Genomic DNA, 14,586 nt, shown 5'->3' on the forward strand with positions numbered 1-14,586 from the left:
CGCGCGCAGATTCGTGCGGTCTTGAATTTCCGCGTCTTGGGGCAACTATGTCAGGCGTGATCGTGTCGATGCGTCGGACGCTGTTGTCGTGCACATCGCTGGCGCGCAACGGCTTGGTGGGAGGCGCTCTCGCAGCGCTGCTGCCGGCTGCGCCGGCCAAGGCCGCCGACCTCATCGACACCCTCGCCCTCGTGATGGATCTCAACCGGCAGGAACTCGCGGTGCTCGCCACCGCGCTGGCCCTGCTCGGCTTTTCGGTGATGGCCGCGATCCTGTTGATGCGGACGCGGGTGCGCACGGCGAAGAACGAGGCGCGGCTGCGCGCGCGGATCGGGGAACTTCAGCTCCAGGCCGACCGCTTCGGCGCACTGTTGTTCGCCGAGCCGCAGATCCTGATCTCATGGCCGGCGGGCGACAACCGCGCGCAGATTTCCGGCGATATCGCGCTGGTGCTGCCGCGCGATTCCTCGCCGCAGCGCGTGCTGGCGTTCGGAACCTGGCTGCCGCCGGAACCGGCGCTGCTGATGGACCATGCGGTCGATGCGCTGCGCGAGCGCGGCGACGGGTTCCAGCTGACGCTGACCACCGCGCACGGCCATATGCTGGAAGCGATCGGGCGCGCCATCGGCGGCCAGGCCATCGTCCGCATTCGCGAGCTCTCGGGCCTGCGCCGTGATCTGGCCGAAACCAATCTGCGCTACAAGGCGCTCTCCGACGAGACCGAGATGCTTCGCGGCTTTGCCGCGGCCGCACCGTGGCCGATCTGGGCGAAGGGCGAGAACGGCGCGCTGACCTACGCCAACCCGGCCTATGTGCGCGCCACCGAGGCGACCAGCGCCATCGATGCCCAGGAGCGCAAGCTCGAGCTGCTCGACAGTGACGACCGCAATGCGATGGAGCGGGGGCTCAAGGACGCCGCCAATTTCACCTCGCGGCTGCCGATCGTGGTCGGCGGCGAACGGCGCATCTACGACGTGCGCGCCGTCAATGTCGGCAGCGGCAGCGTCGGCGTCGCCATCGATGCCAGCGAGGCGGATGCGCTGAGCTCGGCGCTGGTGCGCATGGCGGAGGCGCACCGCCGCACGCTCGACCAGCTCTCCTCCGGCGTTGCCGTGTTCGACGGCCAGCGGCGCCTTGCCTTCTACAACGATTCCTATCGCCGGCTGTGGGATCTCGATCGCAACTTCCTCGACGCTCATCCCGACGATTCCAGCGTGCTCGACCAGCTCCGCGCCGCGCGCAAATTACCGGAGCAGCCGGATTTCCGCGCCTGGAAGGCCAAGCTGCACGAGGCCTATCGCGCGGTCGAGACCGCCAAGGACACCTGGTTCCTGCCTGACGGCCGCGCGCTCTCGGTCGTCACCACGCCGAATCCCGAGGGCGGCGTCACCTATCTGTTCGACGACGTCACCGAAAGCCTCGACCTCGCCCGCCGCTTCGACGGCCTGATCCGCGTCCAGCGCGAGACGCTGGACAGCCTCGCCGAGGGGGTCGCGGTGTTCGGCAGCAACGGCAAGGCGCAGCTGTTCAATCCGGCCTTCGTGCGGATGTGGAAGCTGTCGAGCGATGCCATGCGCGACGAGCCGCATATCCAGACCGTCGAAGGCTGGTGCCATCAGCTGTTCGACGATCCGCAAGTCTGGCGCCAGATCCGCGAGGCCATCACCGCGATCGAGAACCGCGCCGACCTGCCGCTGAAGCTGGAGCGCAAGGACGGCAGCGTGCTCGACGGCATGATCCGGCCGCTGCCGGACGGCGCCACCATGCTGACCTTCCAGGACATCACCGACACCGAGAATGTCGAGCGCGCGCTGCGCGAGCGCAACGAGGCGCTGGAGGCGGCCGACCAGATGAAGGTGGATTTCGTCCACCACGTCTCCTACGAGCTGCGCTCGCCGCTCACCACCATCATCGGCTTCGCGCATTTCCTCAGCGATCCCTCGACCGGACCGCTGACGCCGAAGCAGGCCGAATATCTCGACTACGTCACCAAATCGACCAACGCTCTGCTCGCGCTCACCAACAACATCCTGGATCTCGCCACCATCGACGCCGGCGCGATGAAGCTGGAACTCGGGCAGGTCGACGTCAGCAAGGCCATCGAGCTTGCCGCCGAGGGCATCCAGGACCGGCTCGCCACCGACCGCATCCGCCTCAAGGTCGAGATCGCGCCCGACGTCGGCAGCTTCGTCGGCGACGAGAAGCGCGTGGTGCAGGTGCTCTATAACCTCCTCGCCAACGCCGTCGGGTTTTCTCCACAGGATTCCACCGTCGGCATCAGCGCGCGGCGCACCGAACGCAGCGTGGTCTTCACCGTGACAGATTCGGGCCCTGGAATACCTGCCGACATGAAGGACAAGGTGTTCAACTGGTTCGAAAGCCGCTCGCAGGGCTCGCGTCACCGCGGCGCCGGGCTCGGCCTGTCGCTGGTGCGCTCCTTCGTCGAGCTGCATGGCGGCAAGGTGCGGGTGGATTCGATCGTCGGCCGCGGCACGGTCGTGATCTGCGATTTCCCGACCGACCAGGCGGCGCACCGCGACGCCGCCGAATGACGGAAACAACCACATTCTCCGTCGCGCTTCACAACGAGACGGCCACGGCGCAATTAATGGCCGACCTCGCGCTGCTGGTCGGTCCCGGTGACGTCATTACGCTGACCGGCGATCTCGGCGCCGGCAAGACCGCGGCGGCGCGCAGCCTGATCCGCTATCTCGCCGGTGACGATGCGCTGGAAGTGCCGAGCCCGACCTTCACGCTGGTGCAGGGCTACGAGCTGCCACCCTTCCCGGTGCTGCATGCCGATCTCTACCGTGTCGAGGAGGAGAGCGAGCTCGAGGAGATCGGGCTGTCGCCGCTGCCCGATGCCACGCTGGTGCTGATCGAATGGCCGGAGCGCGCTCCGTCGGCGATGCCCGAGGACCGCATCGACATCGCGCTGACGCACCGGCCGGCGCTGGGCTCGAACGCGCGTGCCGCCGACATCACAGGCCATGGCAAGAGCGCAGCTACAGTTGCGCGGCTGAAGGCGCTGCGCGACTTCCTCGACGCATCCGGTTACATCGATGCGACGCGCAGGCGCATGCCGGGCGACGCCTCGACACGCTCCTACGCGCGGCTCGTGCGCGATGAGGAGATCGTCATCCTCATGAACTTCCCGCAGCGGCCCGACGGCGCAGCGCTCTACAACGGAAAATCCTACAGCGCCGCGGTGCATCTGGCCGAGAACGTAAAACCCTTCGTCGCCATCGACGAAGGCCTCCGGGCGCAGGGGATCTCCGCGCCTGCGATCCATCATTTCGATCTCGACCAGGGCTTTCTGATCTCCGAGGATTTCGGCAGCGAGGGCGTGATCGAGGGCGATCCGCCGCGGCCGATTCTCGGGCGCTACGAAGCCGCCACCGACGTGCTGGCGATGCTGCACGGCAAGACACTACCGGAGACGCTGCCGCTAGACGGGCAGACCTACGCGATCCCCGTCTTCGACGTCGAGGCGCTGCTGATCGAGATCGGGTTGATGCAGGAATGGTATCTGCCCGATCGCAACGCGCCGCTGAGCGATGAGGCGCGCGCGGAATTCTTCGCGATGTGGCGCGGATTGCTGAAGCGGCCGCTGGCGGCGCCGAGGACGTGGATCATCCGCGATTATCACTCGCCCAATCTGATCTGGCTCGGCGAGCGCAGCGGCATCGAGCGCGTCGGCGTGATCGATTTCCAGGACGCCGTGCTGGGGCCGCAATCCTACGACGTGGTGTCGCTGCTCCAGGACGCCCGCATCGACGTACCCGAGACCATCGAGCTGACGCTGCTGTCGCGCTACATCAAGGCGCGGCGGGCGCAGGATGCGAGCTTCGACGCCGCCGGCTTCGCCGAGCTCTACGCGATCATGTCAGCCCAGCGGAACACGCGCCTGCTCGGCACCTTCGCCCGGCTCAACCGCCGCGATGGCAAGCCGCATTATCTGCGCCATCAGCCGCGGATCTGGACCTATCTCCAGCGCTCGCTGGCGCATCCCGCGCTCGCCCATCTGCGCGACTGGTATCTCGCCAACGTCCCGCCGCCGGGCTGATTCAGGACCGATTTACCGGCCGTTAGCCAAGATGTCGCTATTCTGGCGCCGAGGGAGCCGGAACATTGCGGGGCTGGAGCGGGGCAGATGGCAGCGAAAGCGGATCAGCGCGGAAATAGCCGGGTCATTTTCGAGCGCGGGTTTTCGGCCCAGATGATGGGAATCGACGGCACCTGGCGGCGCGACTGCACCATGGAGGACGTCTCCGAGACCGGCGCCAAGCTGACGATCGACGGCTCGGTCGAAGGTCTGCATCTGAAGGAATTCTTTCTCCTGCTGTCCTCCACGGGGCTCGCCTACCGGCGTTGCGAGCTGGCCTGGGTCAATGGCGACCAGATCGGCGTCAATTTCCTGAAAGTGGGCGACAAGAAGAAAAAGCTACGTTCCACAGCCGTTGGGGCGTGACGGCAACACCCGTCGTACAACCGTCACGGCGGGTGGTTAAGGCGGTTGAGATGCGGTGCGGCAGATCGAGCCTCGTGTTAGGATTGCTGCGAACGCGAAAGGTCCTGAGAAGGGGAAGGATGTCCGTCAAGCCGACCAAAGCCATGGTGCTCGCCGCAGGGTTTGGCCTGCGCATGCGCCCCCTGACGGACAAGATGCCGAAGCCGATGGTGCCGGTCGCAGGCCAGCCGTTGCTCGACCACGTGCTCGACAAGCTCGGCCAGGCCGGCGTGACCGAGGCGGTGGTCAACGTGCACTATTTGCCGGACCAGATCATCGACCACGTCGCATCACGCCAGCTTCCGCGCGTGACGATCTCCGACGAGCGCGACCAGGTGCTCGGCACTGGTGGCGGCGTCGTCAAGGCGCTGCCGCTGCTCGGCGATGCGCCGTTCTTCCATGTCAATTCCGACACGCTGTGGATCGACGGTGTGCGCTCGAACCTGACGCGGCTCGCGGAAAATTTCGACCCTGATCGCATGGACATCCTGCTCCTGATGGCGCCGACCGCGACCAGCATCGGCTATGGCGGCCGCGGCGATTACGGCATGCTGCCCGACGGCGCCTTGCGCAAGCGCAAGGAGAAGGAGGTCGTTCCGTTCGTCTATGCCGGCGCAGCGATCATGTCGCCCGCGATCTTCGTGGACGCACCCAAGGGCGAATTCTCGCTGACGAAGATGTTCGATCGCGCGGGCGAGCAGGAACGGCTGTTCGGCCTGCGCCTCGACGGCGTCTGGATGCATGTCGGCACGCCCGATGCCGTGCACGCCGCGGAAGAGGCGTTTTTGGAGAGCGTGGCGTAGGGGCTGCCTCGAAGACGCCGTAGCCCGGATGGAGCGTAGCGTAATCCGGGGCCTCTCGCCGCGGAGAGAGCATCCCGGATTGCGCTGCGCTCCATCCGGGCTACGAACCTCGGCGAACAGCGGGGACGACTCCTCCGCCACCCATGACCAATTGACCCCGCCTCCCTATATTGCCTGATCCTTCGAATCAGGCAGCCCATGCGCGTCTTCAGCGTTCCCATCTCAGTTCCGTTCCTGCGCACGGTCGTCACCGCCCTGCTCGATGGGCGGCTGGTCGAGGGATTCGAGGCGCGCAAGGAACCGGCGCGGCTGGCGGACGCGACGCTGTATCTGCCGACGCGGCGCGCCATGCGGATCGTGCGCGAGATCTTCCTCGACGAGATGAAGGCGGATGCCGTCGTGCTGCCGCGCATCGTCGCGCTCGGCGATATCGACGAGGACGAGCTCGCTTTCGCGGGCGAGAGCGAGCAGTTTTCCGGGACCGCGCCGCTCGACATTCCGCCGCGCCTGGGCGAGCTCGAACGGCGCCTGACGCTGGCGCAGCTCGTCGCCGCCTGGGCCAAGGGCCCGGTGCTGGCGCCGCTGGTGGTGGGCGGCCCCGCCTCGACGCTGGCGCTGGCGTCCGATCTCGCGCGCCTGATCGACGACATGGTGACGCGCGGCGTCGACTGGAGCGCCCTTGATGGGCTGGTACCCGACAACCTCGACCGCTATTGGCAGCACTCGCTCGAATTCCTGCGCATCGCCCGCATCGCCTGGCCCAATCATCTCACCGAGATCAACCGGATCGAGCCGGCCGCGCGGCGCGATCTTCTGATCGCCGCGGAAGCGAGGCGCTTGACCGCGCATCCAAATGGACCCGTGGTTGCGGCGGGTTCGACCGGCTCGATGCCGGCCACCGCCAAATTTCTCCATGCGGTCGCCGCGCTGCCGCATGGCGCCGTGGTGCTGCCGGGCCTCGATACCGATCTCGATGAGGATGCCTGGCGCAGCATCGGCGGCAGCAGGGACCTCTTGGGCATCACCGAGAATCCGGCGTCGAACCATCCGCAATATGCGATGCATGCGCTGCTCGATCGCTTCGGCATCAAGCGCAGCGACGTCGAGATCTTGCAGCCGCCGGCGGAAGACGGCCGCGACCTGCTCGCGTCGGAATCGATGCGGCCGTCCGCCAAGACCGAGGTCTGGCACGACCGGCTGAAGCAGCCCGATGTTGCCGCGAAGATCGCGGGCGGCATGAAGAACCTCGCGGTGGTCGAAGCGCCCAATCCTGAAATGGAAGCGCTCGCCATCGCCATCGCCATGCGCGAGGCCAGACACCTGGACAAATCCGCGGCGCTGGTCACGCCCGACCGCGCCCTGGCGCGGCGGGTGATGGCGGCGCTGACCCGATGGGATCTCGCCTTCGACGATTCCGGCGGCGACGTCTTGATGGAAACCTCCGCCGGCACGTTTGCGCGCCTCGCGGCGGAGGCGGCGACCAAGGGCCTGGAGCCGCCGACGCTGCTGGCGATGCTGAAGCATCCGCTGTGCCGGCTCGGCCGCGCGCCGGGCGCGTGGAAGATGGCAATCGAGAGCCTGGAGCTTGCGCTGCTGCGCGGCACGCGCCCGCCGGCAGGCACGGCCGGCCTCCTGCGCGAGTTCAACCGCTTTCGCGAGGAGCTGGCAAAGCTGTGGCGCAGCGAGGTCTCCGCACTGCATCGCGCCGAGCCGCGGGCGCGTCTCAAGGCCGAGGATCTCGATCGCATCCAGGCTCTGATCGACGCCCTGCAAAAGGCATTGGCGTCGATCGAGAGCCTGCCGCCGGCGAAGCCGTATGATTTCGCGGAGCTTGCGCATCGGCATCGCGAGATCATGATCGAGCTGTCGCGCGACGATCAGGGCATTCCGCTCGCCTTCGAGGATCGCGATGGACTCGCGCTCGCCGGCGCCTTCGACGATCTCTTGCGCGGCGGCACGACCAGCGGATTGCTGGTGCAGCTAGCGGATTACCCGGACGTCTTCCAGACCGCGTTCAGCGATCGCGCGGTGCGGCGGCGCGACAGGCCGGGCGCGCGGCTGCAAATCTACGGCCCGCTGGAATCGCGCCTGATGCAGGCCGACCGCATCATCATTGGCGGCCTGATCGAAGGCGTCTGGCCACCGGCGCCGCGCATCGATCCCTGGCTCAGCCGGCCGATGCGGCACGAGCTCGGGCTCGATCTGCCGGAACGCCGTATCGGCCTGTCCGCCCATGACTTCGCGCAATTGCTCGGCGGCGACGAGGTCATTCTCACTCACTCGGCCAAGGCCGGCGGCGCGCCGGCGGTGGCCTCGCGCTTCCTGCATCGGCTGGAGGCGGTGGCCGGCGATGAGCTCTGGCAGGCGGCCGTTCGCGCCGGCGAGACATATGTGCAGTTCGCTTCGGCGCTCGACCAGCCCGACGAGGTCAAGCCGATCAAGCAGCCGGAACCACGGCCGCCGCGCGCGACACGCCCGCTCAAAATGTCCGTCACCGAGATCGAAGACTGGCTGCGCGACCCCTACACGATCTACGCCAAACGCATCTTGCGGCTCGATGCGCTCGATCCCGTCGACATGCCGCTCTCGGCCGCCGACCGCGGATCGGCGATTCACGATGCCATCGGCGAATTCACGGAAAGCTATGCGGCGCGTCTGCCCGACGATCCCGCGCGGGTGCTGCGCGCGATCGGCGAGAAGCACTTTGCACCGCTGATGGAGCGGCCCGAAGCACGGGCGCTGTGGTGGCCGCGCTTCCAGCGCATCGCGCGCTGGTTCGGCGAATGGGAGACGGCGCGGCGCGAGGCGATCGCGGCGATCGTCGCGGAGACCCGTGGCGAGATCTCGTTCATGCTCGATCCTCAGCGCAGCTTCCGCCTTTCCGCGCGCGCCGACCGCATCGAACGCCGCCAGGGCGGCGGCTACGCCATCCTCGACTACAAGACCGGCCAGCCGCCGACCGGCAAGCAGGTCCGCATGGGCCTGTCGCCGCAGCTGACGTTGGAAGCCGCGATCCTGCGCGAGGGCGGTTTTCCCGACATCGACGCCGGCGCCTCCGTGAGCCAGCTCGTCTATGTCCGCCTCAGCGGCAACAATCCACCCGGCGAGGAGCGCATCCTCGAGCTCAAGTACAAGCCCGGCGACGAGCCGCAGCCGCCGGACACCGCGGCCGCCGAGGCGAGGGCAAAGCTGGAAGCGCTGATCCGCGCATTCGAGGACGAGAACCAGGCCTATACATCGCTGAACCTGCCGATGTGGGCGAATCGCTACGGCACCTATGACGACCTTGCCCGGATCAAGGAATGGTCCGCGGCCGGCGGGTTGGGGATCGAGGAATGGTGAAGGCGCCGCGTCCCATCCCTGACGAGGTGCGCGCGCGGCAGGCGCGCGCCTCCGATCCGACTGCATCGGCCTTCGTCTCGGCCAATGCCGGCTCGGGCAAGACGCATGTGCTGGTGCAGCGCGTGATCCGCCTGCTGCTCTCGGGCGTGCCACCGGAGAAGATCCTCTGCATCACCTTCACAAAAGCTGCCGCCGCCAACATGGCCGAGCGCGTGTTCACCACGCTCGGTCATTGGGTGACGCTGGACGATGACGCGCTCGACGCGGCGATCCGCGCGGTCGGCATCCCGCATCCCGGCGCAAAGCTGCGCCGCGACGCGAGAAAACTGTTCGCCTGCGCGCTGGAGACGCCGGGCGGGCTGAAGGTGCAGACCATCCACGCACTGTGTACCCGCCTGCTCCAGCAATTTCCGTTCGAGGCCAACGTTCCCGCACGCTTCGCCGTGATCGACGAGCGCGACCAGACCGACATGATGGAACGCGCCAATCTGAAGGTGCTGCTGGAAGCCGCACGCGATCCGGAGAGCGTCACCGGCCGCGCGCTGCTGACGGCGATGGCGAGCGCCGCGGATGTCACCTTCAAGGAGGTCGTGCGCGAGGCGTGCCTCAGCCGCGATCATTTCATGGCCTGGACCGACCAGGCCGGCAATGCGGAAGCCGCAGCGGCGCAGATGGCTGCGGTGCTGGGCGTTGACATCGGCGACCGTATCGAAGCCGTCGAGACGGAAATTCTCGACGGCCCGTTCCTGCCGCGCGCGCGCTGGGACGACATTGCCTTCGCGCTGGAGGACGGCAGCAAATCCGACAATGACCAGGCAGGGCGGCTGCGCGCGGCAAAGGTGTTTTCCGGCAGCGATCAGGTCGACGCCTATCTGTCCGTCTTCCTCACCGACGACAAGCTGCCGCGCAAGGCGGTGCTGACCAAGAAGTTCTGCGATCACAATCCCTCCGTGGCCCGCCTGTTCGAAGCCGAGGCGCAGCGCCTTGCAGGGCTGATCGAAAAGCGCCGCGCCGTGACGGTTCGGGACCGCACCGCGGCCCTGCTGCATATCGCGACAGCGGCCGCCGCGAATTACCGCCGCGAGAAGCAGGAGCGCGGCCTGCTCGACTACGACGACCTGATCGACAAGACGCTGGCGATGCTGGACCGCATCGCCTCGGGCTGGGTGCATTACAAGCTCGACCGCGGCGTCGATCACGTGTTGATCGACGAGGCGCAGGATACCAGCCCGCGGCAATGGGACATCATCGCGCACATCATCTCCGAGTTCACCGCCGGCGAAGGTGCGCGCGAGGGGCTGAACCGCACCATCTTCGCTGTCGGCGACGAGAAGCAGTCGATCTTCTCGTTCCAGGGCGCAGCTCCCCACGAGTTCGACGCGCGCAGGCGCGAGCTGCATCGCAAGTTCACCGCCGCCGGCCTGAAATTCGATCCGGTCGCCTTCACCTATTCGTTCCGCTCGGGCGCGACGATCCTGCATTCGGTCGACCACGTCTTCCGCGATCCCGCGATCTACAAGAGCATCCATTCGGTCGAGATCGGCCATCCCCTGCACAATTCGCTGAGCGATGCCGGCCCGAGCGTGATCGAGCTGTGGGATCTCGCCGAGGCCGACGATCGGCAGGACATCGAGGGCTGGCGTGCGCCATTCGACGGCGTCGCCGTCACCAGCCCCGAGGTCAAGCTTTCCCGACGCATCCAGGCCGAGATCAAGCGGCTGGTCGAGAGCGGCACGCTGACCGGGCACGAGGGCGAGCGTCGTCCTCTTCGCTATGGCGACATGCTGATCCTGGTGCGCCGGCGCGGCAACGCATTCGACGCCGTGATCCAGGCGCTGAAGCACGCTGGTATCCCGGTCGCCGGCGCCGACCGCCTCAAGCTGACCGAGCACATCGCCATCATCGACCTGATGAACCTGGCCGACGCGCTGCTGCTGCCGCAGGACGATCTCGCGCTCGCGGTGGCGCTGAAGTGCCCGCTGTTCGGGCTCGATGACGACGATTTGTTCCAGCTTGCGTGGGACCGCAAGGGATCGCTGCGCCGCGCGCTGGGCGACCATGCGGCCACAAGCGAGAAATTCACCACGGCGTTGCGACGCCTAGAAGCCTGCGAGATCCGCGCCCGCGAGGAGACGCCGTTCGCGTTCTACGCCTGGCTGCTGGGCGGCGATGGCGGGCGTGCGCGCATCCTGCGCCGGCTCGGCCACGAGGCCAATGACGCGCTCGACGAATTCCTGGAGCTCGCGCTGAACTACGAGCGCAAGGCGCCGGCTTCGCTGCAGGGCTTCATGGCCTGGCTCCGCTCGGCCGACACCGAAGTGAAGCGCGACATGGAGATCTCGCGCGACGAGGTGCGGGTCATGACCGTACACGGCGCCAAGGGCCTGGAGGCCTCGGTCGTGTTCATGGTCGACACCACGTCTTCGCCCGCGGACTCGCAGCGGCTGCGGCTGATCCAGGTACCGCGCGGCAATGGCGGCGAGGTCGTGGTCTGGGCCGGCCGCAAGGCCGACGATCCAAGGCCTGTCGCCGAGGCGCGCAAGGCGATGCTGGAGGAGACCGAGGACGAATATCGCCGCCTGCTCTACGTCGCGATGACGCGCGCGGCCGACCGGCTGATCGTCGGCGGCTGCATGCCCGGCAACATGAAGACGGTGCGCAAGCTGAGCTGGTACGACCTCGTCGACACCGGGCTCAAAGGCTCGGGCCTCGACAAGCAGGTGATCGAGACGCCGCTCGGCAAGGTGACGCGGTTCGCCCGTCCGGAGGATGTCGCGGCGCTGGGCGCGCCGGCGACGTTCGTGCTCCAGACAGTCGCCTTGCCGGACTGGCTGCGGACACCGGCCCCGCGCGAGACCATCGACGACGATCCCGTGCGCCCCTCGGGCCAGTCTGCCGAGGAGGGCCGCAGCGTCCGATCGGGCGAATCGGTGCAGTCGCGCGCGCTGGCGTTGCAACGCGGCACGCTGGTGCATCGGCTGTTGCAATCGCTGCCCGAGATCGCCAGCGAACGCCGGCGCGAGGCCGCGCTCGGCTTCATGGCGCGCAACGCCGCGGACTGGCTGGAGGCCGATCGCATCGCACTGGCCGACAAGGTGCTCGCCCTGATCACGGAGCCGCGTTTCGCGCCCGTCTTTGCCGCCGGCAGCCGGGCGGAGGTCGCGATCGCCGGCCGGGTGGAGCGGCCGGGCCGCACGCCGGCCCTGGTGTCGGGGCAGATCGACCGGCTGGTCGTGCGCCCCGAGGAGGTCCTGATCGTCGACTTCAAGACCAACCAGGCAGCGCCCAAGAGCGCGGCCGAGGCGCCGGCGGCCTATGTCCGGCAGCTTGCGCTATACCGGGCGGTGCTGTCCCGGCTTTATCCCCAAAAGCCGGTCAGGGCCGTCCTGCTCTGGACCGAGGCCCTTGAATATATGGAGATTTCGGCCCCCGCGCTGGACGCGGCGCTGGCATCCCTTCATCTCGGTGTGAGCGTCCTTGACCCGGCAAGGGGCCGTTCATAGGTTGACCGCATGATCCCGGGCGCGATTCCAGGTCGCGCCGATTCTCTTTCAACCGAGTGAGGTACTCCCAATGGCCGTTAGCAAGGTTTCCGACGCCGATTTCGAAGCCGAAGTGCTCAAGGCGAACGGCCCCGTGGTCGTCGATTTCTGGGCCGAATGGTGCGGCCCCTGCCGCATGATCGCACCCGCTCTCGACGAGATCGCCGGCGCGATGGGCGACAAGGTCAAGATCGTGAAGCTTAATGTCGACGAGAGCCCGAAGACCGCGTCCAAGTACGGCGTGATGTCGATCCCGACCCTGATGATCTTCAAGGGCGGCGAGATGGCCTCGCGCCAGGTCGGCGCCGCGCCGAAGGCGAAGCTGCAGCAATGGATCACCTCCGCGGTCTGATCCACTGGCGCAGGATTATTGGCGCAAGATTATTTTCGACAACGGCCGGCGAAAGCCGGCCGTTTGGCGTTGATGGGGCGTGTTCAGCCTATGACGAGTCCCGCCCTTGCCTGCTCCTCCCCGAAAGCGCGACCGCAAGCCCACCGCTCTCGCCGCAATGGAGGCGCGCTCGGTCGACGCGATCCCGCGCGGCGGTGAATGGCAATATGAACCCAAGTGGGACGGCTTCCGCTGCCTGTTGGCGCGCAACGGCAGCAACGTCGACCTGCGCTCCAAATCCGGCGAAGATCTCGCGCGCTACTTCCCGGAAGTCGTCACTGCTGCTTTGGAGCTGAAGGCCGACCGCTTCACGCTTGACGGCGAAATCGTCGTGCCGCACGGCAAGAGCTTTTCCTTCGACGCGCTGCTGCAACGCATTCATCCGGCGGCAAGCCGCGTGAAGAAGCTCTCGGTGGAGACACCGGCGCTCTACCTCGTCTTCGATCTGCTCGCGACATCCGGACAGAAGGGCCTGGCTGAGAAGACGCTGCGCGAGCGCCGGCCGGCGCTGGAAGCCTTCGCGAAAGCCAACATCAAGGGCAGCCTGTTCCGCCTCTCACCGGCGACCACGAGCTACGCCACGGCCAAGAAATGGCTGGCGCGATCCGGCGGCGGCTCGGACGGCGTCATCGCCAAGCGGATCGATCTGCCCTACCAGGCGGGCAATCGCGACGGTATGCAGAAGATCAAGAAATTCCGCAGCGCCGATTGCGTGGTCGGCGGCTTCCGCTACGCCACCAACAAGATCGCCGGCCGGAACGTCGTCGGCTCGCTGCTGCTCGGGCTCTACGACGATGATGGCCTGCTGCATCACGTCGGCTTCACCTCGGCGATCAAGGCGGAGGCGAAGCCTGGTATGACCGATCGGCTCGAAGCACTGATCGGCGAGCCCGGCTTCACCGGCAACGCGCCGGGCGGGCCGAGCCGCTGGTCGACCGAGCGTTCCGCAAAGTGGTGTCCGCTCAAGCCGAAGCTGGTGATCGAGGTCTGCTACGACCATTTCAGCGGCGAACGCTTCCGTCACGGCACCTCAATCCTGCGCTGGCGCCCGGACAAGGCGCCGCGGCAATGCACGTTCGAGCAGCTGAAGCAGAAGGCGGCCGATCCGATGAAGCTGTTGAAGTAGCCCGTAGCCCGGATGGAGCGGAGCGTAATCCGGGAATCATGCCCCAAGCAACGATGGCCCCGGATTGCGCTCCGCTCCCTCCGGGCTACGCAGCAACACCTACTTGATCCACCCCGTCGCCAGCGCGTTCGCAAGCTCCGGCTGACCATTGCGGCGCGCCAGCGCGGCCATGGCCCCGTGATCGTAGGCGACGTGGCGGAACGTCACCTGCCAGGCAGCATCGGCACGTTCGAGGATCGCATAGCGCGCGTGCGGCGTGCCGGCCTCGACCACATGCGCGTACGGATGCTTGTCGCGAAAACCAGGGCTACCGACGCTGCCGGGATTGACGATCAGCCGGCCGTCGCGCAGGCGCACCGCGCGGGCGAGGTGGGTGTGGGCGCACAGGATCAGCGATTGCGTGATGCCGTCCGCGAGCTGCTCGATGCGGTCGAGCGGCGACAGCGCCACCGTGCCGTCGGGATGAACGGTGTCGAGCCAGTACACCTCATCGCTGCCGGGCGTCGCGTGGCAGACGAACACCTGCTCACGGAAGACACGCGTCATCGGCTGCGCGCGCAGCCAATCGAGGTGGGCGGCATCGAGCTGTTCGTAGGCGGGACGATCCCACGACCCCATCTTCTCCGGCGGACGGTCGAGCAGATAGCGGTCGTGATTGCCGAGGACGTGCACGGCATCGAGCGGCATCAGGATCTCGATGGTGCGGCGCGCATCGAGCGGGCCACTCAGCATGTCGCCGAGATTGACGATGTCGGCAATACCGAGCGCGCGGATGTCGGCGAGCACGGCCTCCAGCGCGAGATAGTTTCCGTGGACATCGGCAATCGCGGCGAAGCGCATTGGCATTTCCTGTAGCCCGGATGGAGCGCAGC

At 67.2% G+C, this 14,586-nt stretch carries 9 protein-coding genes; 8 read left to right on the forward strand and 1 reads right to left on the reverse strand.

The features are described from left to right. The first annotated feature begins 47 nt into the window (after positions 1–47). From GA0061099_RS05770 to GA0061099_RS05805, 8 genes are all read left to right on the forward strand, one after another. Entirely contained in the window at positions 48–2,552 is a 2,505-nt protein-coding gene (locus GA0061099_RS05770) for a sensor histidine kinase (protein ID WP_036024463.1), read from the forward strand. Then, complete coding sequence (gene tsaE, locus GA0061099_RS05775; RefSeq protein WP_036024460.1) at positions 2,549–4,066, forward strand: tRNA (adenosine(37)-N6)-threonylcarbamoyltransferase complex ATPase subunit type 1 TsaE; 1,518 nt, start codon at positions 2,549–2,551, stop codon at positions 4,064–4,066. The genes GA0061099_RS05770 and tsaE overlap by 4 nt, the downstream gene beginning before the upstream one ends. An 87-nt stretch (positions 4,067–4,153) precedes the next feature. Beyond that, on the forward strand, positions 4,154–4,471 hold the full coding sequence (locus tag GA0061099_RS05780) for a PilZ domain-containing protein (protein WP_036024457.1): 318 nt from the start codon (positions 4,154–4,156) through the stop codon (positions 4,469–4,471). 119 nt (positions 4,472–4,590) lie between these two features. Continuing rightward, complete coding sequence (locus tag GA0061099_RS05785; RefSeq protein ID WP_036024455.1) at positions 4,591–5,313, forward strand: nucleotidyltransferase family protein; 723 nt, start codon at positions 4,591–4,593, stop codon at positions 5,311–5,313. Between the two features lie 198 nt (positions 5,314–5,511). After that, positions 5,512–8,655: a double-strand break repair protein AddB gene (gene addB / locus GA0061099_RS05790; RefSeq protein WP_036024454.1), complete on the forward strand. Its 3,144-nt coding sequence runs from the start codon at positions 5,512–5,514 to the stop codon at positions 8,653–8,655. After that, complete coding sequence (gene addA / locus GA0061099_RS05795; protein ID WP_074447576.1) at positions 8,649–12,158, forward strand: double-strand break repair helicase AddA; 3,510 nt, start codon at positions 8,649–8,651, stop codon at positions 12,156–12,158. Before addB ends, addA begins: the two co-directional genes overlap by 7 nt. A gap of 70 nt (positions 12,159–12,228) precedes the next feature. Then, positions 12,229–12,549, forward strand: coding sequence for a thioredoxin (gene trxA / locus GA0061099_RS05800; protein ID WP_008540017.1), 321 nt, complete (start codon positions 12,229–12,231; stop codon positions 12,547–12,549). 157 nt (positions 12,550–12,706) lie between these two features. Next, positions 12,707–13,714 (forward strand): ATP-dependent DNA ligase, encoded by a 1,008-nt coding sequence (locus GA0061099_RS05805; RefSeq protein ID WP_036024452.1) that lies wholly within the window; start codon positions 12,707–12,709, stop codon positions 13,712–13,714. Positions 13,715–13,813: 99 nt separating this feature from the next. On the opposite strand, the gene GA0061099_RS05810 is transcribed toward GA0061099_RS05805, so the two are convergent. Then, positions 13,814–14,554: a metallophosphoesterase family protein gene (locus GA0061099_RS05810; RefSeq protein WP_036024451.1), complete on the reverse strand. Its 741-nt coding sequence runs from the start codon at positions 14,552–14,554 to the stop codon at positions 13,814–13,816. Between the last annotated feature and the right edge of the window lie 32 nt (positions 14,555–14,586).

Source organism: Bradyrhizobium yuanmingense (assembly GCF_900094575.1).
Classification (GTDB): domain Bacteria; phylum Pseudomonadota; class Alphaproteobacteria; order Rhizobiales; family Xanthobacteraceae; genus Bradyrhizobium; species Bradyrhizobium yuanmingense.

Bases quoted from the DNA above. Each gene is read 5' to 3' on its own strand.
- tsaE (WP_036024460.1), top strand. From the start codon at position 2,549: ATGACGGAAACAACCACATTCTCCGTCGCGCTTCACAACGAGACGGCC.
- addB (WP_036024454.1), top strand. From the start codon at position 5,512: ATGCGCGTCTTCAGCGTTCCCATCTCAGTTCCGTTCCTGCGCACGGTC.
- GA0061099_RS05810 (WP_036024451.1), bottom strand. From the start codon at position 14,554: ATGCGCTTCGCCGCGATTGCCGATGTCCACGGAAACTATCTCGCGCTG.
- trxA (WP_008540017.1), top strand. From the start codon at position 12,229: ATGGCCGTTAGCAAGGTTTCCGACGCCGATTTCGAAGCCGAAGTGCTC.
- GA0061099_RS05770 (WP_036024463.1), top strand. From the start codon at position 48: ATGTCAGGCGTGATCGTGTCGATGCGTCGGACGCTGTTGTCGTGCACA.
- GA0061099_RS05805 (WP_036024452.1), top strand. From the start codon at position 12,707: ATGGAGGCGCGCTCGGTCGACGCGATCCCGCGCGGCGGTGAATGGCAA.
- GA0061099_RS05780 (WP_036024457.1), top strand. From the start codon at position 4,154: ATGGCAGCGAAAGCGGATCAGCGCGGAAATAGCCGGGTCATTTTCGAG.
- addA (WP_074447576.1), top strand. From the start codon at position 8,649: ATGGTGAAGGCGCCGCGTCCCATCCCTGACGAGGTGCGCGCGCGGCAG.
- GA0061099_RS05785 (WP_036024455.1), top strand. From the start codon at position 4,591: ATGTCCGTCAAGCCGACCAAAGCCATGGTGCTCGCCGCAGGGTTTGGC.